The sequence below is a fragment of the Nocardioides sp. GCM10023255 genome (genome assembly GCF_042653125.1).
Taxonomy (GTDB): domain Bacteria; phylum Actinomycetota; class Actinomycetes; order Propionibacteriales; family Nocardioidaceae; genus Nocardioides.
The window spans coordinates 336975-361836 of sequence record NZ_JBHSHU010000005.1 but is presented as its reverse complement, the minus strand read 5'-3'; the positions used below and the strand labels follow the sequence as shown (position 1 = coordinate 361836).

The window sequence follows — 24862 nt, the reverse complement described above, 5'->3', positions numbered from 1 at the left end:
CGGCGATGACCGACCACACCCCCGAGACCCTGCTCATCACGCTCACCGGCAAGGACCGGCCCGGCGTGACGTCGTCGATCTTCGCGACCCTGTCGCGGGCGGGGGTCGAGGTGGTCGACCTCGAGCAGATCGTGCTGCGGCGGCGGCTGATCCTCGGCGTCCTGGTCACCGCGCCGCGGGACTGGAAGAAGCTCCGCGCAGCGGTCGAGGAGACGGCCGAGGCGCTGGGCATGAGTGTCGACGTCGAGCGCGGCGTCGGCGACAACAAGAGCCGCCGCGGGGGCCGTGCGCACGTCACCGTGATCGGCACCCCCCTCAAGGCATCGTCGATGGCGGCCGTCGCCGGCCGGATCGCCGACTCGGGCGCCAACATCGACCGGATCGAGCGGATGGCGCGCTACCCGGTGACCGCGATCGACCTGCACGTGTCGGGCACCGACCCCGAGGCGCTGCGGGCCGTGCTGGCCGCCGAGGCCGCCCGCCAGGGGATCGACATCGCGGTGCAGCCCGCCAACCTGCTGCGCCGGGGCATGCGCCTGATCGTGATGGACGTCGACTCGACCCTCATCCAGGGCGAGGTGATCGAGATGCTCGCGGCGCACGCGGGCTGCGAGGAGGAGGTCGCGCGGGTCACCGAGGCGGCCATGCGCGGCGAGATCGACTTCGAGGAGTCGCTGCGCTCCCGGGTCGAGCTGCTCGCCGGGGTCGAGGAGTCCGCGCTCGACGAGGTGTACGACGCGATCGTCCTCGCCCCGGGCGCCCGCACCATGGTGCGCACCCTGCGCCGGCTGGGCTACCGCTTCGCGATCGTCTCGGGCGGCTTCAGCCAGGTCACCGACCGGCTCGCCGCGGACCTCGGCATCCACTTCGCGCGCGCCAACGAGCTGGAGATCGTCGACGGGCGGCTGACCGGCCGGATCCTGGGTGACGTGGTCGACCGGGCCGGCAAGGCCGCCGCGCTGCGGCAGTTCGCCGCGGAGGTCGGTGTCAGCGAGGCGTCGGTGATCGCGATCGGTGACGGCGCCAACGACCTCGACATGCTGAACGCCGCGGGGCTGGGCATCGCCTACAACGCCAAGCCGGTGGTGCGCGACGCCGCGGACACGTCGGTCAACGTGCCGTACCTCGACGCGATCATGTACCTCCTCGGGATCTCCCGGGAGGAGATCGAGGCGGCCGACGCCGAGGCCGGGATCGTGACCCCGGCTCCCCCGGTCTGACCTCGGGTCGACCCGGTCGGGCTCAGCGGCCGCCGGCCCGGAAGGCCGTGAGGCGGGCGGTGCCGGTGTCCAGGTCGGCCCACGCGCCGTCGTACTCGAAGAGCGTGACCGCCCCCGCCGGGTAGCCCATCGCCATCCGGTTGGCCGCGTCCTGGTCCCCCTCGCCGTCGTCGAGGAGGTTGGCGAGGTAGGCGATCGTCGGGTTGTGGCCGACGACGACCAGCGTGCCGGCCGCCTCGGGCGTGAGCCGCATCAGGTCGAGGGCGGTCTCCGGTCCCGCGTTGTAGAGGCCCTGGTCCACGCAGGCCTCGAGGACCCACCCGGCGGCGCTCGCCACGAGCTCCCACGTCTGGCGGGCGCGGGTGGCCGCGGACACGAGAGCATGCTCGGGCCGGACCCCTGCCGAGGCCAGCCAGGCACCCGCCTCGAGGGCGTCCTGGCGTCCCGGCTCGACGAGCTCGCGCTCGATGTCGCTGGCGGCCAGCTGCTCGGCCGTGGCGTGGCGGATGACGACGATCCGTCGCGTCTGCTGCTGCACGGCAGCACTCTCACATGCCGCCGGTCACCTGTCATGCCCCACCCCGGGGTGATGCCCTAGCCTCCCTGTCATGCCCAGAGGACCCCTCATGATCATCGGCGGCGCCGAGGACAAGCTCGGCAAGCGCGCGATCCTCAAGGAGTTCGTGGCCGCCAGCGGTGGCGAGCAGGCCAGGATCGCGGTGATCCCGACGGCGTCCTCGCTGGGCCCCGAGGTGGTCGAGGTGTACGACGCCCTGTTCCGCAAGCTGGGCGCCGCGGACGTGGTCGCCGTGCGCCCGGAGAGCCGCGAGGAGGCCCACGACCCCGAGCTCGCCGCCCGCATCGCGGGCGCGACCGGCATCTTCATGACCGGGGGCAACCAGCTCAAGCTGTCCGCGATCGTGTGCGGCACGCCGCTGGCGGACGCCATCACCGACGCCCACGAGCGCGGCGTCGTCGTGGGCGGCACCAGCGCGGGCGCGAGCATCCAGTCCAGCCACATGGTCGCCTTCGGTGGACCCGGATCCACCCCCAAGCAGCGGATGACCCAGGTGGCCGCCGGTCTCGGCCTGCTGGACTCGACGGTCATCGACCAGCACTTCGACCAGCGCAACCGCTACGGTCGGTTGCTGATGATCGTGGCCCAGTCACCCCAGCTGCTCGGGATCGGTGTCGACGAGGACACCGCGGCCGTCGTCGAGCACGTCGACGACCGCGAGGTCCTCAGCGTGGTCGGCCGCGGCGCGGTCACGGTGTTCGACCCGTCCCGGATCGTCACGAACGCCTACGAGGCCCGGCGCTCCTCCGCCCTGCTGGCCAGCGGCGTGGTGCTGCACATCCTCCCCGAGGGCTCGCGGTTCGACCTGACCACCCGCACGTTGGTCCAGCCGCCCGGTCACGTCGACCCGGCCGAGGCCGCCGACCTCGCGGAGGCCGGCGAGGACCTGCGTGACCTCGCCCGCGACATCGCCGCCGCCGACGCCTCGCCCAGCGCGCTGCGACGACGGCTGGCCCGCAGCAGGAAGAAGCCCGCGCCGCGCACTCACGCACCCCACACCGACGCAGGGACCGCCTCCGGGCAGCCCGGCCACGAGCAGGACGGAGCCTCCTGATGACCGAACGCCCCACCCCCGACCTGGCGATCATCGAGACCCGGGTCTACCGCGGCGCCAACGTCTGGTCCTACGACAGGGCGATCCACCTCGTGGTCGACCTGGGCTCCCTGGAGAAGTTCCCCACCAACACCATCCCGGGGTTCACCGACAACATCCTGCAGATGCTGCCGGGGCTGCGTGAGCACTCCTGCTCCCGCGGCCGCCGGGGCGGCTTCGTGGAGCGCCTGAACGAGGGCACCTGGCTCGGCCACGTCGCCGAGCACTGCGCGCTCGCCCTGCAGCAGGTGGTGGGGCACGACGTACGCCGCGGCAAGACCCGCCAGGTCAAGGGCCGCACCGGCGTCTACAACGTGGTCTTCGGGTACGTCGACGAGCAGGTCGGCCTGGCCGCGGCCAAGCTGGCCGTGCGGCTGGTCAACCACCTGGTCGAGGCCGACCCCGAGTTCGACTGGGACAAGGAGCTCGAGTCCTTCATCCTCCGCGCCGAGCGGACCGCCTTCGGCCCCTCGACGCAGGCCATCCTCGACGAGGCCGTCTCGCGGGACATCCCGTGGATCCGGCTCAACCAGTACTCCCTGGTCCAGCTCGGCCAGGGCGTCCACGCCAAGCGCATCCGCGCCACCATGACCTCGGCGACCTCCGCGATCGCGGTCGACATCGCCTCCGACAAGGACCTCACCACGCGGCTCCTCGGCGCGGCCGGGCTCCCGGTGCCCAAGCAGGAGTCGGTGCGGACCGCCGACCAGGCCGTGCGGGTCGCCGAGCGGATCGGCTACCCCGTCGTCGTCAAGCCGCTGGACGGCAACCACGGCCGCGGAGTCTGCCTGGACCTGCAGGACGAGAAGGAGGTCCGCGAGTCCTTCGACGTCGCCAGGGACCAGTCCCGCCGCGGGGTCGTGATCGTCGAGTCCTTCGTGACCGGCAAGGACTACCGGTGCCTGATCATCGACGGCAAGGTCGCCGCCATCGCCGAGCGGGTGCCGGCGTCGGTCACCGGTGACGGGATCAGCACGGTCGAGCAGCTCGTCGACACCGCCAACGCCGACCCGCGTCGCGGCGTCGGGCACGAGAAGGTGCTCACCCGGATCAAGGTCGACGCCGCCGCGGTCGAGCTGGTGCGGGAGCAGGGCTACGCGATGACCGACGTGCCCCCGGAGGGCACGGTGGTCAAGCTGGCGCTCACCGCGAACATGTCCACGGGCGGCATCTCGATCGACCGCACCTTCGAGGCGCACCCGGAGAACGTCGAGATCGCCGAGGAGGCCGCCCGGATGGTGGGCCTCGACATCGCCGGCATCGACTTCATCTGTCCCGACATCACCGAGCCGGTCCGGGAGACCGGCGGGGCGATCTGCGAGGTCAACGCCGCGCCGGGCTTCCGGATGCACACCCACCCGACCATCGGGGAGCCGCAGTTCATCGCCAAGCCGGTGGTGGACATGCTCTTCCCGCCGGGCGCCACGTCGCGGATCCCGATCGTCGCCGTGACCGGCACCAACGGCAAGACCACGACGTCGCGGATGATCTCCCACATCTTCAAGGGGATGGGCCGCAAGGTCGGCATGACCTCGACCGACGGCGTCGTCATCGACGAGCGCCTGGTGATCCGCTCCGACGCCTCCGGGCCCCGGTCGGCGCGGATGGTGCTGCAGAACCCCCGCGTCGACTTCGCCGTCTTCGAGGTGGCCCGCGGCGGCATCCTCCGCGAGGGCCTCGGCTACGAGCGCAACGACGTGGCGGTCGTGCTCAACGTGCAGCCCGACCACCTCGGCCTGCGTGGCATCGACACCGTCGAGCAGCTCGCGGACGTCAAGGCGGTCCTGGTCGAGGCGGTCCCCCGCGACGGGCATGCCGTCCTGAACGCCGACGACCCGCTGGTCCGCGAGATGCGCCGGCGCTGCTCGGGCCAGGTCGTGTGGTTCTCGATGGAGGAGCCGGGCTCGGAGGTCCGCGACATGATCGACGCCCACTGCCGGCGTGGCGGCAAGGCGCTGGTCCTCGAGCCCTCCGACCGGGGCGAGATGATCGTCGTCAAGCACGGCCGCCGCGAGATGCAGCTCGCGTGGACCCACCTGCTGCCGGCGACGTTCGGCGGCCGGGCCCGGATGAACGTCCAGAACACGCTCGCCGCGGCCGCCGCGGCGTTCGCCGCCGGAGCCCCGCTGCACGACATCCGGCAGGGCCTGCGCAGCTTCTCGACGAACTACTACCTCTCCCCCGGCCGGCTGAACGAGGTTGAGGTCAACGGGGTCAACGTCATCGTCGACTACTGCCACAACGCCCCCGGCATGAAGATGCTGGGCGACTTCGTGGACCGGGTCGGTGAGTCGCTGGAGTCCTCCCACGAGCTGGCCCGGCCGTCCAGGATCGGCATCATCGCCACCGCGGGCGACCGCCGTGACGAGGACATGCGCGAGCTCGGGCAGATCGCGGCCCAGCACTTCGACGTGGTCATCGTCCGCGAGGACGTCGCGCTGCGCGGCCGCGAGCGCGGCGCGACCGCCGGGCTGGTCGTCGAGGGCGTCAAGGCGGCCATGGCCGAGGGATCGCGCTGCAAGCAGGTCGAGCAGGTCCTCGAGGAGATCGAGGCGGTCCGGCACGCGATGAGCCGGGCCAACCGAGGCGACCTCGTCGTCGTGTGCGTGGACAAGCACGCCGCGGTGATGGCCGAGCTCGAGAGCTGGTCGCACCGGGCCCAGGCGGGCTCGACGGTCAACCCCGAGACCCCCGCAGCCGACCCCGACTACGCGCCTGCGAACCCCACCGACGGCTGAGGTTGTCGGCCAAGTCCTGTGCTTGTCAGCCGTTGCAGCGGTCGACAAGCACAGGAGTCACCGGCCAGCCGGTGAGTCCTGCGAAGCCGCCCGCACCTTCGCCACCAACGTCTCCGGACTGTCCGCGGTGCCCCCGTGCTCGGCGATCCAGGAGTACACCGCGTCCCGCTCGGCGTGGCACATCAGCGCGACCACGTCCCCCGGCCGAGCCTGCTCCACGAGGGCGGCGAGGCCGGACACCTCGGTGGGGTAGGACTCGAGGTCGGTGACCCCGACCCGCTCGGCGCCGGCGCGCATGAGGGAGTCGAGCTCCTCGACGGGGCGGCCGCGCAGGTAGCGGTCCTTGTGCGCGATCACCATCAGGTCGCTGTCCCGGGCCCCGATCTCGCCGAGCTTCTCGATCAGGTCGTCCTGGCGGTCCCCCACCGCGCCCAGCGCGAGGAGCAGGCGGGCGCCGGGCCGGCGTACGCCGTTCATGATCTCCAGCAGCGCCTCGAGACCGGCCTCGTTGTGCGCGAGGTCGATGACGACCGAGACGTCGCCGATGGAGAAGAAGTTCATCCGGCCGGGGTTGTGCTCGGGGTCGGGCCGGAAGGTACGCAGCCCCTCGACGACGACCTCGCGGGGGATCCCGATCGCCAGCGCGGCCGAGGCGGCCGCCAGCGTGTTCTCGACGTTGAAGCGGGACAGGCCCGCCAGCGTCATCGGCACGTCGACGAGCTCGACCAGCGGGTCCGGGTCCGAGGCCGGTGCGAGCACCGACACCCACCCGTCGATGACCGTGGTGGCCCGGCCGCCGGCGTTGAGCACCTCGCGGATCGCGGGACTGTCGGGGTCGCGGGAGAACACCCACGGCTGCGCCTTGATGACGCCGCGCATCGCGAACACGCGCGGGTCGTCGGCGTTGAGGACGGCCCAGCCGTCCTTCCTCGTGATCTGCGGGACGACCGACTTCACCTCGGCGAGCTGGTCGACGGTGTCGATGCCCTGCAGCCCCAGGTGGTCGGCGGACACGTTGGTCACCACCGAGACGTCGTTGCGCGTCAGGCCGATCCCCTTGAGCAGGATGCCGCCGCGCGCCGTCTCGGTGACCGCGAACTGCACCTCCGGGTGGGCCAGCACCCGACCGGCACCGCTCGGGCCGGAGTAGTCGCCGGCCTCGACCAGCTCGCCGTCGATGTAGATGCCGTCGGTGTTCGACCAGCCGACCAGCTTGCCGGACGTCCGCGCGATGTGGGCGATCATCCGGGACGTCGTCGTCTTGCCGTTGGTGCCGGTGACGGCCACGACCGGCACCCGCGGGGTGATCGTGTGCGGCGCCGCGCCCGGCTCGGCCGCCGCGACCCGCTCGGCCGCCTCGCTGACGGCGGCGTCGATGTCGGTGCCGGGCAACGCGTCGAGGACCGCGGCCACCGCGCGCCCCATCACCTGGCCGCGCTCCCGGTGCCGCCAGGGGTAGGCGACCACGAGCTGGTGAGGGTCGCTCGTCGGGCGGACCCGGACGGCCAGGCGAGCCGTCCCGGACTCCTGCGCCACGGCCCGCACCAGCCGGGCGACGGCCCGGGCGGCGAAGCGCTGGCGGAAGCCGGTGTCCGGTGCCCCCGGTCGGGCGTTGCGCAGGCCGATCCGCCGCGCGAACCGGGCGGCGGCCTCCTCCGAGGCGGTCGCCAGGACACTGATGTCCAGGGTCAGCTTGATCGCCGCCCTGGGGAAGTACAGGTTGGGCCCCTCGAGGACCCGGAGCTCGACCAGGGAAGCGGATGACATGGAGGGCACCCGCGAACGGTAGCGGTCAGGCCCCCATGGCGTGGAAGCCGCCGTCGACGTGCACGATCTCGCCGGTGGTGGCGGGGAAGAAGTCCGAGAGCAGGGCACACACCGCCTGCGCGGTGGGCGTCTGGTCGGTGTTGTCCCAGCCCAGCGGGGCCCGGGTCGTCCACATGTCCTCGAGCTCGCTGAACCCGGGGATCGCCTTGGCCGCCAGCGTCCGCAGCGGGCCGGCCGAGACGAGGTTGACCCGGATGCCGTCCGGCCCGAGGTCGCGCGCCAGGTAGCGGGAGCAGGACTCCAGACCGGCCTTCGCCACCCCCATCCAGTCGTACGCCGGCCACGCGACCGTCGCGTCGAAGGTCAGGCCGACCACCGACCCGCCCTGGCCCATCAGCGGCTTGCAGGCGGTCGCCAGCGACTTCAGGGAGTACGCCGAGACCTGCACGGCCTGCGCGACGTCCTCCCAGGGGCCGTCGAGGAACTTGCCACCCAGAAGCGTCTCCGGGTTGCCGTACGCGATCGAGTGGACGACGCCGTCGAGGCCGTCCACGTGCTCGCGGACCAGCTCGGGAAGCCGCTGGAGGTGCTCGGGGTCGGTGACGTCGAGCTCGAGCACCGGAGGCTCCTGCGAGAGCCGCTTGGCGATCCGCTTCGTGATGCCGAGCGCGCGGCCGAAGTTGGAGATCAGCACCGTGGCGCCCTGCTCCTGCGCGACCTTCGCGGTGGCGAACCCGATGGAGGAGTCCATCGTGACGCCCGCGACCAGGATCCTCTTGCCGTCCAGAATGCCCATGTCGTTCCTCTCGGTGATCCTGCTCGTGGTGGTCAGTGGCCCATGCCGAGGCCGCCGTCGACCGGGATGACCGCCCCGGTGACGTACGCCGCGCCGTCGCCGGCGAGCCAGGTGACCGTCGAGGCGACCTCGTCGGGCGAGGCGTACCGGCCCAGCGGCACCTGCGTCTTGATCGCCGACTTCTGGTCGTCGGTGAGCACCGCGGTCATGTCGGTCTCGACGAAACCGGGCGCCACCACGTTGGCGGTGATGGAGCGCGACCCGAGCTCGCGGGCGAGTGAGCGCGCCATGCCGACCAGGCCCGCCTTGGAGGCGGCGTAGTTGACCTGGCCCGCGGAGCCGAGCAGGCCCACCACGGAGGAGATGAAGATGATGCGGCCCCGGCGCAGCCGGAGCATGCCCTTGGCGGCACGCTTGGCGAGCCGGAAGGACCCCGTGAGGTTGGTGTCGATGACCGAGGACCAGTCGTCCTCCGACATCCTCAGGACCAGCGTGTCGGCGGTGATGCCGGCGTTCGCGACCAGCACCTCGACCGGGCCGTGGGCGGCCTCGATCTCGGCGAAGGCGGCCTCCACCGCCGCGGGGTCGGTGATGTCGCACCGCACGTCGAGCGCGCCCTCGGGCGCCCCGCCGTTGCGCGTGGTCACGGCGACCCGGTCGCCGTTGGCCACGAAGGCCTCGGCGATCGCGCGGCCGATGCCGCGGTTCCCGCCGGTCACCAGGACCGAGCGGCCGGCCGGTTCAGTGTTGGTTTCGCTCACGTCGACGACGCTAGCGATTACCCCGGGGTAGGCATAAACACCCGCCGTACGCCGGACGGCGGGTCAGTCGTCCTCGAGGCGGAAGCCCACCTTGAGGCCGACCTGGAAGTGCTCCACGGCGCCGTCCTTGACCTGGCCGCGCACCTGGGTCACCTCGAACCAGTCCACGTGCCGCAGGGTCCGGCTGGCGCGCTCGATCGCGTTGCGGATCGCCTGGTCGATCCCCTCGGGGGAGGTGCCGACGATCTCGCTGACGCGGTAGGTGCGGTTGGTCATGGTGGCCTCCAGGTGCGGGGGTGGAGCAGGGGTGGGTGGCTCAGGCTACCGACGTACGATGGAGGCCATGGCCCGAGACCCGATCCGGCACCGCGATGAGCCGATCCGCATCACGACGGCGGCATCAAGCCGGGCCGCGGACATCGCGGCGCGGCAGCGGCGCTACCTGCTCTCGATGAGCATCCGGTCGGCCTGCTTCATCGGGGCGGTCGTGGCCGGGATCGCGGGCATCGAATGGTTGTGGCCCTGGCTCATCGCCGGCGCGCTGATCCTGCCGTACGTCGCGGTGGTGATGGCGAACAATTCTGCGACGAAATCCGACGGCTTCGAGCTGCTGGACCACGGTTTCGACCGGCCCGCTCTCACCGATGGGTCGGATTCGACGCGCCGCACCGGTCAGGACCATATTTGACAACGTCGCTTCGCGTGACAGAATCCTCGACGCGAGCTGGGTCTCCCCCGTCTCAGTTCGCAGCGGTGCCGGACGGCTTCCCCCGTGGCTGTCCGGCACCGTCTCATTTCGTGAGGAGATCATGACCGAGATCGAGATCCCCACCTGCTCGGCGAAGGGCTGTCAGGCGCCCGCCGCTTGGGCGCTGCTGTGGAACAACCCGCGGCTGCACACGCCCGAGCGCCGCAAGACGTGGCTGGCCTGCGACGAGCACCGGCAGTCGCTCTCGGACTTCCTCGGCGCCCGGTCGTTCCTCAAGGACGTCGTGCCGTACGCCGACGTCGCCGCCGACTGAGCCTGCGCCGACCGAGCCTGCGCCGCCGCCGTCGCGCGACCCCGGCAACGGATCCGCTGCCGGCCGCTCAGCCGCCGATGGCGGACATCGGACGGTCCGGCTGCAGGAACAGCGGGTCGTCGATGCCGTGGCCCGCGCGCTTGCCCCGCATGGCCACGACCCAGCGCTCGGCGATCTCCTCGTCTGAGGCACCCGAGCGCAGCGCGCCGCGCAGGTCGGACTCCTCGCGGGCGAACAGGCAGTTGCGCACTTGGCCGTCGGCGGTGAGCCGGACCCGGTCGCAGTCGCCGCAGAACGGCCGCGTGACCGAGGCGATGACGCCCACCGTGGCGGGCCCTCCGTCGACGAGGAAGAGCTCGGCCGGGGCGCTCCCCCGGGGCTCCTCGACCGGCTCGAGCACGAACTCGCGCTCGAGGTGGCCGAAGATCTCCTCGGCGGTCACCATGCCGGTCCGGCTCCACCCGTGCTGCGCGTCCAGCGGCATCTGCTCGATGAACCGCAGCTCGTAGCCGTGCTCGATCGACCAGCGCAGCAGCTCGGGCGCCTCGTCGTCGTTGACGCCGCGGAGCAGCACGGCGTTGATCTTGATCGGCCCGAGCCCGGCGGCACGGGCGGCCTCGAGGCCGGCGACCACGTCGGCGAACCGGTCGCGCCGGGTGATCTCGTGGAAGGTCTCCGGCCGCACCGTGTCGAGGCTGACGTTGATCCGGTCCAGGCCCGCGTCGGCCAGCGCCGCCGCGGTGCGGGACAGGCCCAGTGCGTTGGTCGTCAGCGACGTCTCGACCCCCAGCTCGTGGGTGCGGCGCACGATGTCGACCAGCCCACGGCGCACCAGCGGCTCCCCGCCGGTGAAGCGGACCTCGCGGATACCGAGCTGCTCGACGCCCACCCGCACCAGCCGCACGACCTCGTCGTCGGTGAGCACGGAGTCGTCCGGCAGCCAGTCCAGCCCCTCCGCCGGCATGCAGTAGGAGCAGCGCAGGTTGCAGCGGTCGGTCAGCGAGACCCTGAGGTCGGTCGCGACCCTGCCGTAACGGTCCTCGAGCTTGCGTGCGGTCACCCTGCGGAGTCTACGTGTCGGACCTCACCGAACCCGGCCACCTGTCCGGACCCACCGCCCGGATAGCCTCGACAGGTGCGCTCGCTGAGGTTCCTGCTCTCGCGACGCTGGCTGCTCTTCACGCTCGTCGTGGTGCTCCTGGCGTACGCCACCTGGTGGCTCGGCGAGTGGCAGTTCCACCGGCTCGCCGACCGCAAGGACGCCAACGCCATCATCCGGGCCAACGAGGCCCGCGACCCCGCCCCCGTCGCCGACGTCCTCGCCCCCGACCGCCCCGTCGACGAGCAGGACGAGTGGCGGGTCGTCACCGCCACGGGCACCTACGACGAGGCGGACACCGTGGTCGTGCGCTACCGCACCCGCGACGGCGAGTCCGGCCTCGACGTGGTGGTGCCTCTCGTCACCGCGGACGGCACTGCCCTGCTCGTCGACCGGGGCTGGATGCCGTCCGACAACCGCGGCACGGACCCCTCCGACGTGCCCTCGCCCCCGTCCGGCGAGGTCACGGTCACGGGCTGGGTGCGCGCCGACGCCACCGACAGCGCCGAGGTGTCCGACCACTCCACGCGGGCGATCTCGAGCGTGGAGATCGGCAGGACGCTGGACCGCGAGGTGTACGGCGGCTTCGTCGACCTCAAGTCCGAGGACCCCGCGCCCGCCCAGCCCCTCGAGGGCGCGGAGCTGCCCGAGCTCGACAACGGGCCGCACTTCTTCTACGGCCTGCAGTGGTGGTTCTTCGGCGTGCTGGCCGTCTTCGGCTTCTTCTACCTGATGTACGACGAGTGGCGTTCGGGGAAGCGCGGCGAGACGTCCACCCGGGCCGAGGTCCTGGCCGAGCGCAAGCAGAAGCGGGCCGCGAAGCAGTCGAGGAAGCAGGCCGTCCGGGCGGCGTACGAGCGCGAGCGCCAGAAGGAGTCTCGCGACCGCCCGGCCGGACGCCGCTGAGCGGTCTCAGCCCGCCCTCCCTCCCGCGGCTCAGGCGACCGGGACGTCCTCGACGAACTGCGTGCGATAGAGGTCGGCGTACAGGCCGCCCTGGGCGAGCAGCTGCGCGTGCGTGCCGGACTGGATGATGCGGCCCGACTCGAGCACCAGGATCCGGTCGGCGTTGCGCACCGTCGACAGGCGGTGGGCGATCACCAGGGACGTGCGCCCCTCGAGGGCGGCGTCGAGCGCACGCTGCACGGCCGCCTCGGACTCGCTGTCGAGGTGGGCGGTCGCCTCGTCGAGGACGACGATGGCAGGCGCCTTGAGCAGCAGCCGCGCGATCGCGAGCCGCTGCCGCTCGCCGCCGGAGAGCCGGTAGCCACGGTCCCCGACCACGGTGTCGAGCCCGTCGGGCAGCGCCTGCACCAGCGGCGCGATCTGGGCGGCCTCGAGGGCGGCCCAGACCTCCTCGTCGGAGGCGCCCGGCCGGGCGTAGAGCAGGTTGGCGCGGATGGTGTCGTGGAACATGTGGGCGTCTTGGGTGACGTAGCCGACCGTGTCCTCCAGGGACTGCAGGGTGACGTCGCGGACGTCGTGGCCGCCGACCCGCACCGTGCCGGAGTCGACGTCGTAGAGGCGAGCGACGAGGTGGGTGACGGTGGTCTTGCCCGCGCCGGAGGGGCCGACCAGCGCGATCATCTGCCCCGGCTCGGCGACGAAGCCGATGTCGGTGAGGACGGGGCCGCTGTCCCGGGACTCCTGCCGGGCGACGACCTCCAGCGAGGCCAGCGAGATCGCGTCGGCCCGCGGGTAGCTGAACGCGACGTGGTCGAACTCCAGGCTCGAGGCCCCGCGGGGCAGCTCGAGGGCGTCGGGCTTCTCCTGGATCAGGGACGGGAGGTCGAGGACCTCGAAAACCCGCTCGAAGCTGACCAGCGCGGTCATCACGTCGATGCGGACGTTCGAGAGGCCCTGCAGGGGGCCGATCAACCGCAGCAGCAGCGTCGCCAGCGCGGTCAGGGTGCCGACCGTGAGGGCGTTGTCGACGGCGAGGTGGCCGCCGACCCCGTAGACGAGGGCGGTGGCCAGCGCGGGCACCGCCATCATCGAGGCGGCGAAGATGCGCGTGATCAGCGAGATCCGGATGCCGAGGTCACGCACCGTGGCCGCCTTCGAGGCGAACAGCGCGTCCTCCTCGGACCGGCGCCCGAACAGCTTGAGCAGCATGGCGCCGCCGACGTTGAACCGCTCGGTCATGGCGTTGCCGAGGTCTGCGTTGCCGTCCATCTGCTGGCGGGTCAGCCCGGCCAGACGGCCGCTGACGAGCCGGCTGATCAGGAACAGCAGCGGGAACAGCGCCAGGCAGAGCAGGGTGACCTGCCAGCTCAGCGCCAGCATCGCAGCCCCGACCACGAAGACCGAGATCGTGTTGGCGACCGTGCTGGACAGGGTCGAGGTGAACGCCCGCTGCGCGCCGATGACGTCGTTGTTCAGGCGGGACACCAGGGCGCCGGTCTGGGTTCGGGTGAAGAAGGCCAGCGACTGCCGCTGCACGTGCCCGAAGACACGGGTGCGGAGGTCGAAGATCAGCCCCTCACCGATCCGGGAGGAGAGCCAGCCCTCCCCCACCGTCAGCAGTGCGCTCACCAGCGCGACCACGGCCATGGCGAGGGCGAGCACGGTGACCAGGCCGGTGTCCTTGCCCAGGATGCCGTCGTCGATGATCCGCTGCACCAGCAGCGGGTTGACGACGACCAGGCCGGCGTCGATGACGGTGAGCGTCAGGAACGCCGTGATCAGGCGGCGGTGCGGACGCGCGAAACCGAACACCCGGCGGACGGTGCCGCGCTCGATGCGGTTGTTGACGACGCTGCGGTCAGACCGCAGGTGGCGCCACGCGGCGCCGGCTCCGTGCATCCCTGACACGTTCTCTCCTCACCGGCCCGCCAGCACGCGGGCCACCTCCCGGAACCGCCGCACCTGCGCCTCACGCTCCAGGCGACGCTGCTCCTCGAGGTCTCGCTGCGCTGCTCCGAGGAGCAGCGCCTTGGTCTCGGTGACCGCACCGGGCATCGGTGCGGTCAGGGCGCCCACGAGGTCCGCGACGGTGGCGTCCAGCTGGTCGGCGGGGACGGCCGCGAGGGCCAGCCCAATGTCGACGGCCTCCGCCGCCCCGACCATCCGGGCCGTCACGCAGATCTCCAGTGCCCTGGCGTAGCCAACGCTCTCGACCAGCGGCTTTGTTCCCGTCAGGTCCGGGACCAGGCCGAGCGCCGACTCCTTCATGCACAGCTGGGCGTCGTCGGCGACCACCCGGAGGTCGCAGGCCAGCGCCAGCTGGAAGCCCGCGCCCACGGCGTACCCCTGGACGGCGGCGACGGAGATGAAGCGCGGGTCGCGCAGGAAGGTGAAGCCCTGCTGGTAGTCGTCGATGGTCGCGGACATCTGCTCGTCGCTCATCGTGAGCAGGTCGGCGACCGTCTCGACGCCCACCGGCGCCCCGCCCGGCTCGAGCATGCTGCGGTCCAGCCCGGCCGAGAAGCTGTGGCCGGCACCGCGGACCACGACCACCCGGGTCTCGTCGGGGAGCTGTGCGCCCAGGCTCGCCAGCGCCCGCCACATGGCCGGGGTCTGCGCGTTGCGGACCTGGGGGCGGTCAAGGGTGATGGTGGCGACGGGGCCGGTCTGCTCGTAGCGCAGCCCGACCGCGGACAGGGCCTCAGGGGTCATGACCGGAGTCTAGGTGCGCCCGCCGACGCCCCCGGCGGTGCCGCCGCGGCGCGGGTCAGGCCAGCGAGACCAGGTCGGCGTAGTCGTCGTTCCAGAGGTCCTCGTCACCGTCGGGCAGCAGCAGCACCCGGTCCGGCTCGAGCGCGCGCACCGCGCCCTCGTCGTGGGTGACCAGGATGATCGCGCCCTCGTAGGTGCGGATCGCCGCCAGCACCTCCTCGCGAGACGCCGGGTCGAGGTTGTTGGTCGGCTCGTCGAGCAGCAGCACGTTGGCGCTCGACACGACGAGGCTGGCCAGCGCCAGCCGGGTCTTCTCGCCACCCGACAGCACGCCCGCGGGCTTGTTGGCGTCGTCGCCGGAGAACAGGAACGACCCCAGCACGCTGCGCGCCTCGGTGTCGGTCAGCTGTGGCGCCGAGCTCTGCATGTTCTCCAGCACCGTGCGGTCGGTGTCGAGGGTCTCGTGCTCCTGGGCGTAGTAGCCGAGCTTGAGCCCGTGCCCCGGGATCACCTCTCCGGTGTCTGGCTGGTCGACCCCGGCGAGGATCCGCAGCATGGTGGTCTTGCCGGCGCCGTTGAGGCCCAGGATGACGACCCGGCTGCCCTTGTCGATGGCGAGGTCGACGTCGGTGAACACCTCGAGGGAGCCGTAGGACTTCGACAGCTCGCTCGCGGTCAGCGGCGTCTTGCCGCAGGGAGCCGGGGCCGGGAACTTGATCCGGGCGACCTTGTCGGCCCGCCGCTCACCCTCGACGCCGGCCATCATCTTCTCGGCGCGCTTCAGCATCGACTGCGCCGCCGTGGCCTTGCTGGCCTTCGCGCGCATCTTGTTGGCCTGGTCGGTGAGGGTCTTGGCCTTGCTCTCGGCGTTCGCGCGCTCGCGCTTGCGGCGGCGCTCGTCGGTCTCGCGCTGCGTGAGGTAGGCCTTCCAACCCATGTTGTAGACGTCGATGACGCCCCGGTTGGCGTCGAGGTGGAGCACCTTGTTGACCGTGGTCTCGAGCAGCTCGTTGTCGTGGCTGATCACGATCAGCCCGCCCTTGTGGGACTTGAGGAACTCCCGCAGCCACACGATCGAGTCGGCGTCGAGGTGGTTGGTCGGCTCGTCGAGGAGCAGCGTGTCCGCGCCGGAGAACAGGATGCGCGCCAGCTCGACCCGGCGGCGCTGGCCACCGGAGAGGGTCTTGAGCTGCTGACCGAGGATCCGGTCCTCGATGCCGAGGCTGCTGGCGATCTGGGCGGCCTCGGACTCCGCGGCGTACCCGCCCCCGGCGTGCAGCTCCGCGTCGGCACGCGCGTAGCGCTTCATCGCCCGCTCGCTGACGTCCGGGTCGTCGCTGCCCATCTGGGCCTCGGCCTCCCGCAGGCGGCGTACGACGTCGTCGAGGCCGCGCGCGGACAGGATCCGGTCGCGCGCGAGCACCTCGGGGTCGCCGATCCGGGGGTCCTGGGGCAGGTAGCCCACCTCCCCGGTGGCCTGCACCGAGCCGGACGCGGGCAGCGCCTCACCCGCGAGGATCTTGGTGAGGGTGGTCTTGCCGGCGCCGTTGCGGCCCACCAGCCCGACCTTGTCGCCGGCGGCGACCCGGAAGCTGACGTTCTCCATGAGGAGCCGCGCGCCGGCACGGACCTCGAGCTGGTGAGCGGTGATCATGAGGCTGGCTAGTCTAGGTTCGGCCGGGGGTCCCGGTCATATCGGGACGCCTGGTTGACCACCCCCCGTGCGGGGTACGACCCCGGCTGTCAGCCCTCCCGCGGAAGGTCACCCCCCATGCGCTTCAACCCCAAGGCCCGTCTCGACACCAGCCGGATGGGCGACGCCGGTCGCGGACGGCGCGGCGGCGGGCTCGGCGGAGGCGGCGGCGCCATCCCGATCCCGGGTGGCATGAAGGCCGGGGGCGGCATCGGCGGCGTGATCATCGTCGTGCTGTTCATCGTGCTCACCCAGTGCCTGAACGACGGGGGCTCCGGCTCGCCCGCGGGCGGCGGCGACCTCGACAGCAGCCGGATGGCCGACACGGGACGGTACGACGGCTGCCGGACCGGCGCCGACGCCAACGAGAGCGAGGACTGCGCCCGGGTCGCGGTCGAGAACTCGCTCTACGCCTACTGGTCGGCCACCCTGCCCGACCAGTCGAGCACCGACTTCCGCCCCGAGAAGCAGGTGGAGACGTTCACCGACGCCGTCGGCACCGGTTGCGGCCAGGCGACCTCCGAGGTGGGGCCGTTCTACTGCCCGGTGGACCGCACGATCTACCTCGACACCACGTTCTTCGACGCCGTGCTCGAGAAGCAGCTCGACGGCCCCAGCGGCGCCTTCGTGGAGCCCTACGTGCTGGCGCACGAGTACGGCCACCACGTCCAGAACCTCCTCGGCACGATGGGCCGGGTGAAGACCCAGCAGGGACCGCAGAGCGACTCGGTACGCCTCGAGCTCCAGGCCGACTGCTACGCCGGGATGTGGGCCAAGAGCGCCACGACCACCGACGACGCCACCGGCGAGCCGCTGTTCTCGTCGCTCACCGACGCCGACATCCAGCAGGCCATCGCCGCGGCCACCGCCGTCGGTGACGACCGGATCCAGCAGGAGACCGGCGGTCGCGTGAACCCCGAGCAGTGGACGCACGGCTCGGCGGCCTCGCGGGTGAAGTGGTTCAGGACCGGCTTCTCCCAGGGCAGCCTCGACGCCTGCGACACGTTCGCCACCGACAACCTCTGAGCCACCCGGGGCCACGGTCGGTCAGCCCGCCAGCATCGCCTCGATCAGCGGGAACTGCCGCTGGAGGGACCGCAGGTGGGGGGCCACCGCGGGGTGCCGGTACTTCGCGGCCAGCGCTCCCTCTCCCCCGGCCACCCGGGCCAGCGCCCACTCGGCCCGGTTGAGGACCGTGTAGACAGCGGTCACCCGGGCGCCGAGGGCCACCTCGTCCCGGTCCGCCAGCCCCTCCGGGAGGCCGAGCAGGTAGGCGTCCAGCAGCGGCTCGAACTCCTCGCGAGCGGAGAGCACGTAGTAGCCGAGGTCGGCGCCGACCGGCCCGTGGCCGAGGGTCCCCCAGTCGACCGCCACCACCTCGTCGCCGTCGCGGCCCGGGAGGTTGGCCGGCACGGGGTCACCGTGCTGCGGCACCTGCGGGAGCAGGTCGACCGCCCCCAGCCACGCCTCGCGCCTGCGCCAGAGGTGGTCGGCCACGTCCGCCACCGTGGTCCGGGCCAGCGTCGGCCAGCCGCCCCGACGCGCGACGCGGGACATCCGGTCCCGCAGCTGGTCGCGCGCCAGCCACGTCGCCCCGCCCAGCCGGGCGCCGGCGAACCTCCCGAGGGCGTGCGCGGCGAAGAGCCCGCTGTTGGCGGTGTCCTCGACCCAGGCCTGGGTCAGGGTGATCCCGTCGACGTCCTCCTCGACGGCCGTCATCGGGGCGCGGAGCCCCGGGCCGGTGTCGACGAGGCCCGAGAGGGCGACGTCGGCCGCGCGCCGCCAGTAGGCGAAGTGCCGGGGGTCCGAGAGCTCCGCGGGGTCGTGCTCCCGCGGCGCGGCGAGGCGCTTCACGACGACGGCCTGGTCACCCAGGACGGCGCGCCAGACGCCCAGGGTCGACGGGCCGGACCCGCCGGGCAGGGGGTGCCACCCCGCTTCGGGCTGCCACATGCCGCCATCCTGACACCGCGGGCGCCGGAATCAGCGGATGTCGCGGCGTACGAACGCCACCTGTCCAGCCAGGCTCAGCCCGAGCGCCAGGGCCGCGAGCGCCAGGAACGGCACCCAGCGGAAGCTCTCCGCCGGCACCAGGGCGAGGTGCTCGAAGGGCGAGAGGTCCTGGAACCACTGCGGGAGCCGGAGCAGCTCGCCGAAGAACATCACCACGACCGCGACCACCAGCGGCAGCCAGGCCAGGGACGCGGCGCGCGGGCTCACGCCGTACAGCATCCGGGCGGTGCCGCTGAGGACCAGGATGGCCGGCAGGTAGCCGAGCACCGGGACCGAGAGCCGCACGGCCGTGCCGGCCTCGCCGGTGACCATCGCGTAGCCGAGCCCCAGCCCGACCGCGGCCCCGACCGCCACCGAGAGCGACCCGGCGACGGTGACGGCCGTGTGGCCCGGGAGCCAGCGCCGGCGGGGCAGGGCGGTGGCCAGGAGGTCCTCCACGCGACCGTCGTCCTCCTCGGTCCGCGGGCGCAGGGCGCTGGAGATCGCGTAGCCGCTGGCGAGGAGCGCGAGCATCAGGCACGCGGTCGCGTAGAAGCCGTCCACGAGGTCGGTGCCCGCCTGGGCGAACAGGTCCCGGGAGGCCTGCGAGTCGCCCATCAGGTCACCCACGTCGTTGCCGATCGCGCCGTACGCGAGCCCCACGAACAGCACCCCCATCGTCCAGCCGACGACCGCGCCGCGCTGCAGACGCCAGGCGAGCCCGAGCGCGCTGCGCAGACCGGCCCCCGCGCTTGCCGGCCCGGGCCGCGCCGCCAGCAGCCCCGACCCGACGTCGCGCCGGTCGAAGAGCGCGTACGCCGCTGCGGCGGTGGCCGCGCTCCCGGCGAGCAGCAGGAGCCCCGGCCACCAGCGCAGGCCGGAGAACGCGTGCATGGCCTGGTACCACCCGATCGGGGACAGCCAGCTCAGGACCGGGTAGCCCACGTCGCCGACGGCCCGCAGCGCGTAGGCGAGCCCGAGCACGGCCCCGCACAGCCCGTACATCGACCGGGTGCTCGCGGTCAGCTGGGCGGCCACCAGCGCGGTCCCGGTGAAGAACCAGCCACACAGCATCAGGCCGAGGCCGAGGCCGAACGAGTCGGCCGCGGCCAGGGGGTAGGACCACAGGCTCAGGGCCACGAGCAGGCCGAGCAGCGCGTTCGCGGCCAGTCCGACGACCAGCGCCGCCGTCATGGGGGCGTACCTCCCCACGGCCGCGGCGCGCAGCAGCTCGTCGCGCCCGCTCTCCTCCTCGGCGCGGGTGTGCCGGCCGACGAGGAACATGCTCATCAGGCCGGCCACGACCGCGCCGAAGGCCGTGGCCTGCCAGGTGACCTGGCCCCCGATCGTGTTCAGGGCCCTGGCGGGACCGGCCATCGCGACGAAGGCCGCGTTGTGGCCCATGGTCTCCGCGGCCCGGTCGAACTCGGCCTGGCTCGTGTAGAGGCCGTCGACGCTCACCGCCTGGCTGTAGTAGAGCAGCACGCCTCCGATCGACCAGGCCACGAGCATCCACCGGTCCCGGCGCAGGAACGTCTGCAGGAAGATCCGTGCTCCGGTCATCGGACGCCGCCACGGGGAACGTCCTCGTCATCGGCCGACAGGTCGTCGCCGTAGTGGCGCAGGAAGAGCTCCTCCAGGGTCGGCGGCTGGCTCGCCAGGGACCGGACGCCGTACCGCAGCAGGACCGCGAGCGCGTGGTCGAGCTCGGCGGTGTCGACCTCGAACCGGGCGCGGGTCCCGTCGACCGCGAGGTCGTGGATGCCGGGCAGTGCGTCCAGGCCGACAGGAACGTCCCGGAGCTCGGCGTGCACCGAGGTGCGCGTGAGGTGGCGCAGGTCCCCCAGCGTGCCCGACTCGACGGTCCGCCCCGCCCGGATGATGCTGACCCGGTCGCAGAGCTCCTCCACCTCGGCGAGGATGTGGCTGGAGAGCAGCACGGTGTGCCCGCTGTCGCGGAACGCGTCGACGTGCTCCTGGAAGACCGACTCCATGAGGGGGTCCAGCCCCGATGTCGGCTCGTCGAGCACCAGCAGCTCCACGTCGGAGGCGAGGGCGGCGACGAGGGCGACCTTCTGCCGGTTGCCCTTGGAGTAGCTGCGGCCCTTCTTCGTGGGGTCCAGCTCGAACCGCTCGACGAGCTCGTCGCGTCGCTTCGGGTCGACACCGCCGCGGAGCCGTCCGAGCAGGTCGATGACCTCGCCGCCGGTGAGGTTGGGCCACAGGTTCACGTCGCCGGGGACGTAGGCCAGCCGACGGTGCAGCTCGGCCGCGTCCCGCCAGGGATCCCCACCGAAGAGGCGGGCCTCGCCTGCGTCCTTGCGGAGCATGCCGAGCAGCACCCGGATCGTCGTGGACTTCCCCGATCCGTTCGGGCCGAGGAAGCCGTGGATCTGTCCCTGCTCGACGACCAGGTCGAGACCGTCGAGCGCCCGGGTGTTGCCGAAGGTCTTGACGAGTCCGGCGATCTCGATCGGGTGCGTCACACGGTCCACGCTAGGCGCTGGAGCCGTCCGCGTTGGTGACATCGACGCGGATCGCCGACGCGTCACCGATCGCGGCCTCGAGGACGCTGCGGCGCGGGTCGGGCACCGGGAGCCACGGCTCGACCGGGTGCAGGTTCCTGAGTCGCGGGTCCTCCAGCACCTCGTCGACCGCGGTGCGGTCCCCGCCGGCGACCAGTGGCCCGTCGAGGCCGCCCAGGATCCGGGCCGCGTGGTCGGCGGCCGCCTCGTAGGCCTGCCGGGCCTGGTTGTCCCGCCGGCGGGCGAACCGCTGCTGGCTCTGGCCCCCGGCCTTGGTCCGGCCCTGGACGTGGCGCTGCCCGACCTTGGAGTCGGCGATCTCCTCCCCCGCCAGCCGGGCCACCGCGAAGCCGCCCTTGCGGACCAGGAGCACGCCCCAGGCGGCCGGCAGTTCCCGCGCCGCCGCCGCGAACCCGGCGGCGTCCGGGAGGCCGGCGTACGCCCCCTCGAACGGGAGCCGGGCGGTGAAGGTGGAGCCGTCCGACGCCGCACCGGTCAGCGCGCCGTCCACGACGGCCAGCCCGGTCGTCCCGTGCCGTCCGTTGAAGTTGTGCACCCACCGCTCCATCCGGGCGGCGGGGACGAGGACGGCGGGCACGGGTCGACGCTAGCCGACCGGCCACGTCGTCGCGCGCCTCGACGCCCTGACGGGTCCGCAGCTCGGCAGCAGCGAGCGCCGCACACCGACTGGCAGTTCGGCGGCCCCGTGGACGGCGTCGGGCTGGTGATGGAGACGCTCCGCGAGCTCGGAGGCGGCGTCGCGGAGTACGCCGCCCTCGAGCGGGCCACGTCGCGTGCCGCCATCGACGAGGCGGTGGTGGAGGGACGCGTACGCCGGCTCAGGCGCGGCAGCTTCGCCCTCCCGGACCTCGAGGCGGACGCAGGTGCGGATCGCCGAGGGCATCACCCCCGATCTGGTCGAGTCGCTCCGGATCGGTCGCCAGCACGCGACGGAGCGCCCGGACCACGTCCGGGCGCTCCTCGATCGTGCGGTGCGGCTGCGGAACGCGCTCAGACGTTGAAGCCGAGCGCCCGCAGCTGCTCGCGGCCGTCCTCGGTGATCTTGTCCGGGCCCCACGGCGGCATCCAGACCCAGTTGATCGCGACGTCGTTGACCAGGCCCTCGAGGGCGCTGTTGGTCTGGTCCTGGATCACGTCGGTCAGCGGGCACGCGGCCGAGGTGAGCGTCATGTCGAGGACGCAGTTGGACGACTCGTCGAGGTGCACGTCGTAGACGAGGCCGAGGTCGACGACGTTGATGCCGAGCTCGGGGTCGACGACGTCCTTCATCGCCTCGGTGACGTCCTCGACCGTGACGGTGGACGTGCCGCCGCCGGACGTGGCCTCGGGCACCTCGGGCAGGTCTCCGTGGTCGACCGCGTGGTCGACGGACTGGTCGGTCATCAGTTGCTCTCCTTGGTCTCGGCGGTCACGGCGCCCTCGGCCACCGAAGCGGCGGCCGTGGCGTCCTTCCAGGCCATCCAGCCCAGCAGCGCGCACTTCACGCGCGCCGGGAACTTCGCGACACCGGCGAAGGCGATGCCGTCCTCCAGCACGTCCTCGTCCGGCTCCACGGTGCCCTTGCCCTGCATGAGCGTCAGGAACTCCTGGTGGATGGCCATCGCCTCGTCCACCTTCTTGCCGATGACGAGGTCGGTCATCACCGAGGCCGACGCCTGCGAGATCGAGCAGCCGACGGCGTCGTACGACACGTCGCCGACGACGTCCCCGTCGAGGTGGACCCGCAGGGTCACCTCGTCACCGCACGTCGGGTTGACGTGGTGGACCTCGGCCTCGAACGGGTCGCGCAGGCCCTTGTGATGAGGGTTCTTGTAGTGGTCGAGGATGATCTCCTGGTAGAGCGCATCCAGATCCTGGCTCGTCACGGTCACCCCAGCTTGAAGTAGGAACGGGTGTACTCGAGGCCCTCCACGAGGGCGTCGATCTCTCCCGGCGTGGTGTAGAGGTACGACGACATCCGCGTGGAGCTCTGCACGCCGAACCGCGCGTGCGCCGGCTTCGCGCAGTGGTGCCCGGCGCGCACCGCGATGCCGCGCGAGTCGAGCACCTGGGCGACGTCGTGCGGGTGCACGCCCTCGATCTCGAACGAGATCGCCCCGCCGCGCTGCGTGGCGTCGAGCGGTCCGAGCACCGTCAGGCCGGGGACGGTCGCGAGCCCCTCGAGGGCGTACGCCGTCACCGCCTGCTCGTGCGCGTGCACCGCCTCCATGCCCACCGCGCTGAGGTAGTCGACCGCGGCACCGAGGCCGACGGCCTCGACGATCGGCGGGGTCCCGGCCTCGAACTTGTGCGGGACGGAGGCGTACGTCGACCGCTCCATGCGGACGGTCTCGATCATCTCGCCGCCACCGAGGAACGGCGGCAGCTGGTCGAGGACCTCACGCTTGCCCCAGAGGACGCCGATGCCGGTGGGTCCGACGACCTTGTGGCCGGTGAAGGCCAGCAGGTCGGCGCCGGAGGCCACCACGTCCACGGGCAGCTGGGGCGCGGCCTGGGAGGCGTCGAGCACGACGAGAGCGCCGACCTCGTGGGCACGCCGCGCGATCTCGGCGACCGGGTTGATGGTCCCCAGCATGTTCGAGACCCACGTCAGCGAGACGACCTTGGTGCGCTCGTTGACCAGCTCGTCGATGTTCGACAGGTCGAGCCGGCCGTCGTCGGTCAGCCCGAACCAGCGCAGGGTCGCGCCCTTGCGCTCGGTGAGGAGCTGCCACGGCACGATGTTGGAGTGGTGCTCCATCTCGGTGATGACGACCTCGTCGCCCTCCCCGATCGAGAGGTCGCCGGTGGCCCAGGCGAGGGTGTTCGCCACCAGGTTGAGCGCCTCCGAGGCGTTCTTGGTGAAGATCACCTCGTCGCGGCTGGGCGCCTTGACGAACGCCGCCACCTTGTCGCGGGCGCTCTCGAACGCCTCCGATGCCTCGGCACCGAGCTGGTGCATGGCGCGCGCGACGTTCGCGTTGTGCCGCTCGAGGTGGTCGACCATGGTGTCGATCACGACCTGCGGCTTCTGCGAGGTGTTCGCGCTGTCGAGGTAGACCAGCGGGTGGCCGCCCGCGAGCACGCGCTCGAGGATCGGGAAGTCCTTGCGGATGACTTCCAGCTCCGGAAGCAGGCCTTCCATCAGATGTTCCTCCCTACGCGCGATCGGTGTGACGGGTCAGACGGTCGCCGGACGCACGTACTTGTCGTAGCCCTCGGCCTCGAGCTGCTCGGCGAGCTCGGAACCGCCGGACGCCGCGACCTTGCCGTTCACGAAGACGTGGACGTGATCGGGCTGGATGTAGCGCAGGATGCGCGTGTAGTGCGTGATCAGCAGGACACCCTTGCCCTCCTGCGCACGGAAGCGGTTCACGCCCTCGGAGACGATCTTCAGCGCGTCGATGTCGAGGCCGGAGTCGGTCTCGTCGAGGACCGCGACCTTCGGGTCGAGCAGCTCGAGCTGCGCGATCTCGTGGCGCTTCTTCTCGCCGCCCGAGAAGCCCTCGTTGACCGAGCGCTGCGAGAACGTCGAGTCGAGGTCGAGGCGCTCGAGGGCGCTGTTGACGTCCTTGACCCACGTGCGCAGCTTCGGCGCCTCGCCGTCGATCGCGGTCTTGGCGGTGCGCAGGAAGTTCGCGACGGAGACGCCGGGGACCTCGACGGGGTACTGCATGGCCAGGAACAGGCCGGCGCGGGCGCGCTCGTCGACCGACATCGCGAGGACGTCCTCGCCGTCGAGGGTCACGGTGCCGCCGGTGACGGTGTACTTCGGGTGGCCCGCGATCGAGTAGGCCAGGGTCGACTTGCCGGACCCGTTCGGACCCATGATCGCGTGCGTCTCGCCGTCCTTGATGGTCAGCGTGACGCCCTTGAGGATCTCCTTGGCGCCGTCCTCGGTGTCGACCGAGACGTGCAGGTCCTTGATCTCCAGCGTGCTCATCTGTGTCTCTTCCTTGCT

24 protein-coding genes are annotated in these 24862 nt (G+C 72.1%); 7 read left to right on the top strand and 17 right to left on the bottom strand.

Translation table 11 applies throughout. The annotated features are described in order from the left end of the window. Positions 1-5: 5 nt before the first annotated feature. Positions 6-1220, top strand: a complete 1215-nt coding sequence (gene serB / locus ACFO9I_RS10805; protein ID WP_379180628.1) for a phosphoserine phosphatase SerB — start codon at positions 6-8, stop codon at positions 1218-1220. Between the two features lie 22 nt (positions 1221-1242). Here serB and ACFO9I_RS10800 read toward each other — a convergent pair whose 3' ends face one another. Then, positions 1243-1758, bottom strand: a complete 516-nt coding sequence (locus ACFO9I_RS10800; RefSeq protein ID WP_379180626.1) for a SixA phosphatase family protein — start codon at positions 1756-1758, stop codon at positions 1243-1245. Positions 1759-1828: 70 nt separating this feature from the next. On the opposite strand from ACFO9I_RS10800, the gene ACFO9I_RS10795 reads away from it, so the two are divergent. Together ACFO9I_RS10795 and cphA are read left to right on the top strand one after the other, a co-directional pair. Next, positions 1829-2851, top strand: a complete 1023-nt coding sequence (locus tag ACFO9I_RS10795; protein ID WP_379180624.1) for a cyanophycinase — start codon at positions 1829-1831, stop codon at positions 2849-2851. Then, complete coding sequence (gene cphA, locus ACFO9I_RS10790) at positions 2851-5628, top strand: cyanophycin synthetase (RefSeq protein WP_379180622.1); 2778 nt, start codon at positions 2851-2853, stop codon at positions 5626-5628. Before ACFO9I_RS10795 ends, cphA begins: the two co-directional genes overlap by 1 nt. Before the next feature lie 57 nt (positions 5629-5685). On the opposite strand, the gene ACFO9I_RS10785 is transcribed toward cphA, so the two are convergent. The 4 genes from ACFO9I_RS10785 to ACFO9I_RS10770 all read right to left on the bottom strand — a co-directional run bounded on the left by ACFO9I_RS10785 (position 5686) and on the right by ACFO9I_RS10770 (position 9228). After that, entirely contained in the window at positions 5686-7395 is a 1710-nt protein-coding gene (locus ACFO9I_RS10785; protein ID WP_379180620.1) for a Mur ligase family protein, read from the bottom strand. A 25-nt stretch (positions 7396-7420) separates the two neighbouring features. Then, positions 7421-8191, bottom strand: a complete 771-nt coding sequence (fabI, locus tag ACFO9I_RS10780) for an enoyl-ACP reductase FabI (protein WP_379180618.1) — start codon at positions 8189-8191, stop codon at positions 7421-7423. A 32-nt stretch (positions 8192-8223) separates the two neighbouring features. Then, a complete protein-coding gene (gene fabG, locus ACFO9I_RS10775; RefSeq protein ID WP_379180616.1) occupies positions 8224-8952 on the bottom strand; it encodes a 3-oxoacyl-ACP reductase FabG in 729 nt (242 codons plus the stop codon). Between the two features lie 63 nt (positions 8953-9015). Beyond that, positions 9016-9228 carry a dodecin gene (locus ACFO9I_RS10770; protein ID WP_379180614.1) on the bottom strand — a complete coding sequence of 71 codons (213 nt, stop codon included), beginning with the start codon at positions 9226-9228 and terminating at the stop codon, positions 9016-9018. A 67-nt stretch (positions 9229-9295) separates the two neighbouring features. Here ACFO9I_RS10770 and ACFO9I_RS10765 point away from each other — a divergent pair, with 67 nt between their 5' ends. Together ACFO9I_RS10765 and ACFO9I_RS10760 are read left to right on the top strand one after the other, a co-directional pair. Next, positions 9296-9640 (top strand): DUF3099 domain-containing protein, encoded by a 345-nt coding sequence (locus ACFO9I_RS10765; protein ID WP_379180612.1) that lies wholly within the window; start codon positions 9296-9298, stop codon positions 9638-9640. A 121-nt stretch (positions 9641-9761) separates the two neighbouring features. Beyond that, the gene (locus ACFO9I_RS10760; RefSeq protein WP_379180610.1) at positions 9762-9974 is read left to right on the top strand and encodes an acetone carboxylase; all 213 of its coding nucleotides are present in this window, start codon (positions 9762-9764) and stop codon (positions 9972-9974) included. Between the two features lie 67 nt (positions 9975-10041). Here the strand turns inward: ACFO9I_RS10760 and moaA are convergent, their stop codons facing one another. Then, positions 10042-11034, bottom strand: coding sequence for a GTP 3',8-cyclase MoaA (moaA, locus tag ACFO9I_RS10755; RefSeq protein ID WP_379180609.1), 993 nt, complete (start codon positions 11032-11034; stop codon positions 10042-10044). 75 nt (positions 11035-11109) lie between these two features. On the opposite strand from moaA, the gene ACFO9I_RS10750 reads away from it, so the two are divergent. Continuing rightward, on the top strand, positions 11110-11979 hold the full coding sequence (locus tag ACFO9I_RS10750; protein WP_379180607.1) for an SURF1 family protein: 870 nt from the start codon (positions 11110-11112) through the stop codon (positions 11977-11979). Between the two features lie 30 nt (positions 11980-12009). Here ACFO9I_RS10750 and ACFO9I_RS10745 read toward each other — a convergent pair whose 3' ends face one another. Genes ACFO9I_RS10745 through ACFO9I_RS10735 form a run of 3 tightly spaced genes read right to left on the bottom strand, consistent with a single transcriptional unit; the run spans position 12010 to position 16345 of the window. Next, the gene (locus ACFO9I_RS10745; RefSeq protein WP_379181131.1) at positions 12010-13878 is read right to left on the bottom strand and encodes an ABC transporter ATP-binding protein; all 1869 of its coding nucleotides are present in this window, start codon (positions 13876-13878) and stop codon (positions 12010-12012) included. An 18-nt stretch (positions 13879-13896) separates the two neighbouring features. Further along, complete coding sequence (locus ACFO9I_RS10740; protein ID WP_379180605.1) at positions 13897-14691, bottom strand: enoyl-CoA hydratase/isomerase family protein; 795 nt, start codon at positions 14689-14691, stop codon at positions 13897-13899. 55 nt (positions 14692-14746) lie between these two features. Then, on the bottom strand, positions 14747-16345 hold the full coding sequence (locus ACFO9I_RS10735; protein ID WP_379180603.1) for an ABC-F family ATP-binding cassette domain-containing protein: 1599 nt from the start codon (positions 16343-16345) through the stop codon (positions 14747-14749). A 117-nt stretch (positions 16346-16462) separates the two neighbouring features. Between ACFO9I_RS10735 and ACFO9I_RS10730 the strand changes: the two genes are divergently transcribed. Beyond that, entirely contained in the window at positions 16463-17410 is a 948-nt protein-coding gene (locus ACFO9I_RS10730; protein WP_379180601.1) for a neutral zinc metallopeptidase, read from the top strand. Between the two features lie 21 nt (positions 17411-17431). On the opposite strand, the gene ACFO9I_RS10725 is transcribed toward ACFO9I_RS10730, so the two are convergent. From ACFO9I_RS10725 to sufC, 8 genes are all read right to left on the bottom strand, one after another. Further along, positions 17432-18337: a phosphotransferase gene (locus tag ACFO9I_RS10725; protein WP_379180599.1), complete on the bottom strand. Its 906-nt coding sequence runs from the start codon at positions 18335-18337 to the stop codon at positions 17432-17434. Positions 18338-18367: 30 nt separating this feature from the next. Continuing rightward, positions 18368-19939, bottom strand: coding sequence for an ABC transporter permease (locus tag ACFO9I_RS10720; RefSeq protein ID WP_379180597.1), 1572 nt, complete (start codon positions 19937-19939; stop codon positions 18368-18370). Further along, positions 19936-20862, bottom strand: coding sequence for an ABC transporter ATP-binding protein (locus ACFO9I_RS10715; protein WP_379180595.1), 927 nt, complete (start codon positions 20860-20862; stop codon positions 19936-19938). The genes ACFO9I_RS10720 and ACFO9I_RS10715 overlap by 4 nt, the downstream gene beginning before the upstream one ends. Before the next feature lie 10 nt (positions 20863-20872). Further along, positions 20873-21499 carry an acVLRF1 family peptidyl-tRNA hydrolase gene (locus ACFO9I_RS10710; RefSeq protein WP_379180593.1) on the bottom strand — a complete coding sequence of 209 codons (627 nt, stop codon included), beginning with the start codon at positions 21497-21499 and terminating at the stop codon, positions 20873-20875. Between the two features lie 413 nt (positions 21500-21912). After that, positions 21913-22305 (bottom strand): metal-sulfur cluster assembly factor, encoded by a 393-nt coding sequence (locus ACFO9I_RS10705; RefSeq protein WP_379180591.1) that lies wholly within the window; start codon positions 22303-22305, stop codon positions 21913-21915. Continuing rightward, positions 22305-22787: a Fe-S cluster assembly sulfur transfer protein SufU gene (gene sufU, locus ACFO9I_RS10700; protein ID WP_379180589.1), complete on the bottom strand. Its 483-nt coding sequence runs from the start codon at positions 22785-22787 to the stop codon at positions 22305-22307. Before sufU ends, ACFO9I_RS10705 begins: the two co-directional genes overlap by 1 nt. A gap of 2 nt (positions 22788-22789) precedes the next feature. Continuing rightward, positions 22790-24046, bottom strand: a complete 1257-nt coding sequence (locus tag ACFO9I_RS10695) for a cysteine desulfurase (protein ID WP_379180587.1) — start codon at positions 24044-24046, stop codon at positions 22790-22792. A 36-nt stretch (positions 24047-24082) separates the two neighbouring features. Continuing rightward, on the bottom strand, positions 24083-24844 hold the full coding sequence (gene sufC / locus ACFO9I_RS10690) for a Fe-S cluster assembly ATPase SufC (protein WP_379180585.1): 762 nt from the start codon (positions 24842-24844) through the stop codon (positions 24083-24085). Positions 24845-24862: the final 18 nt, after the last annotated feature.

Bases quoted from the DNA above. Each gene is read 5' to 3' on its own strand.
- serB (WP_379180628.1), top strand. From the start codon at position 6: ATGACCGACCACACCCCCGAGACCCTGCTCATCACGCTCACCGGCAAG.
- ACFO9I_RS10795 (WP_379180624.1), top strand. From the start codon at position 1,829: ATGCCCAGAGGACCCCTCATGATCATCGGCGGCGCCGAGGACAAGCTC.
- cphA (WP_379180622.1), top strand. From the start codon at position 2,851: ATGACCGAACGCCCCACCCCCGACCTGGCGATCATCGAGACCCGGGTC.
- ACFO9I_RS10785 (WP_379180620.1), bottom strand. From the start codon at position 7,395: ATGTCATCCGCTTCCCTGGTCGAGCTCCGGGTCCTCGAGGGGCCCAAC.
- fabI (WP_379180618.1), bottom strand. From the start codon at position 8,191: ATGGGCATTCTGGACGGCAAGAGGATCCTGGTCGCGGGCGTCACGATG.
- ACFO9I_RS10770 (WP_379180614.1), bottom strand. From the start codon at position 9,228: ATGACCAACCGCACCTACCGCGTCAGCGAGATCGTCGGCACCTCCCCC.
- ACFO9I_RS10765 (WP_379180612.1), top strand. From the start codon at position 9,296: ATGGCCCGAGACCCGATCCGGCACCGCGATGAGCCGATCCGCATCACG.
- ACFO9I_RS10760 (WP_379180610.1), top strand. From the start codon at position 9,762: ATGACCGAGATCGAGATCCCCACCTGCTCGGCGAAGGGCTGTCAGGCG.
- ACFO9I_RS10745 (WP_379181131.1), bottom strand. From the start codon at position 13,878: ATGCACGGAGCCGGCGCCGCGTGGCGCCACCTGCGGTCTGACCGCAGC.
- ACFO9I_RS10740 (WP_379180605.1), bottom strand. From the start codon at position 14,691: ATGACCCCTGAGGCCCTGTCCGCGGTCGGGCTGCGCTACGAGCAGACC.
- ACFO9I_RS10735 (WP_379180603.1), bottom strand. From the start codon at position 16,345: ATGATCACCGCTCACCAGCTCGAGGTCCGTGCCGGCGCGCGGCTCCTC.
- ACFO9I_RS10730 (WP_379180601.1), top strand. From the start codon at position 16,463: ATGCGCTTCAACCCCAAGGCCCGTCTCGACACCAGCCGGATGGGCGAC.
- ACFO9I_RS10725 (WP_379180599.1), bottom strand. From the start codon at position 18,337: ATGTGGCAGCCCGAAGCGGGGTGGCACCCCCTGCCCGGCGGGTCCGGC.
- ACFO9I_RS10720 (WP_379180597.1), bottom strand. From the start codon at position 19,939: ATGACCGGAGCACGGATCTTCCTGCAGACGTTCCTGCGCCGGGACCGG.
- ACFO9I_RS10705 (WP_379180591.1), bottom strand. From the start codon at position 22,305: ATGACCGACCAGTCCGTCGACCACGCGGTCGACCACGGAGACCTGCCC.
- ACFO9I_RS10695 (WP_379180587.1), bottom strand. From the start codon at position 24,046: ATGGAAGGCCTGCTTCCGGAGCTGGAAGTCATCCGCAAGGACTTCCCG.
- sufC (WP_379180585.1), bottom strand. From the start codon at position 24,844: ATGAGCACGCTGGAGATCAAGGACCTGCACGTCTCGGTCGACACCGAG.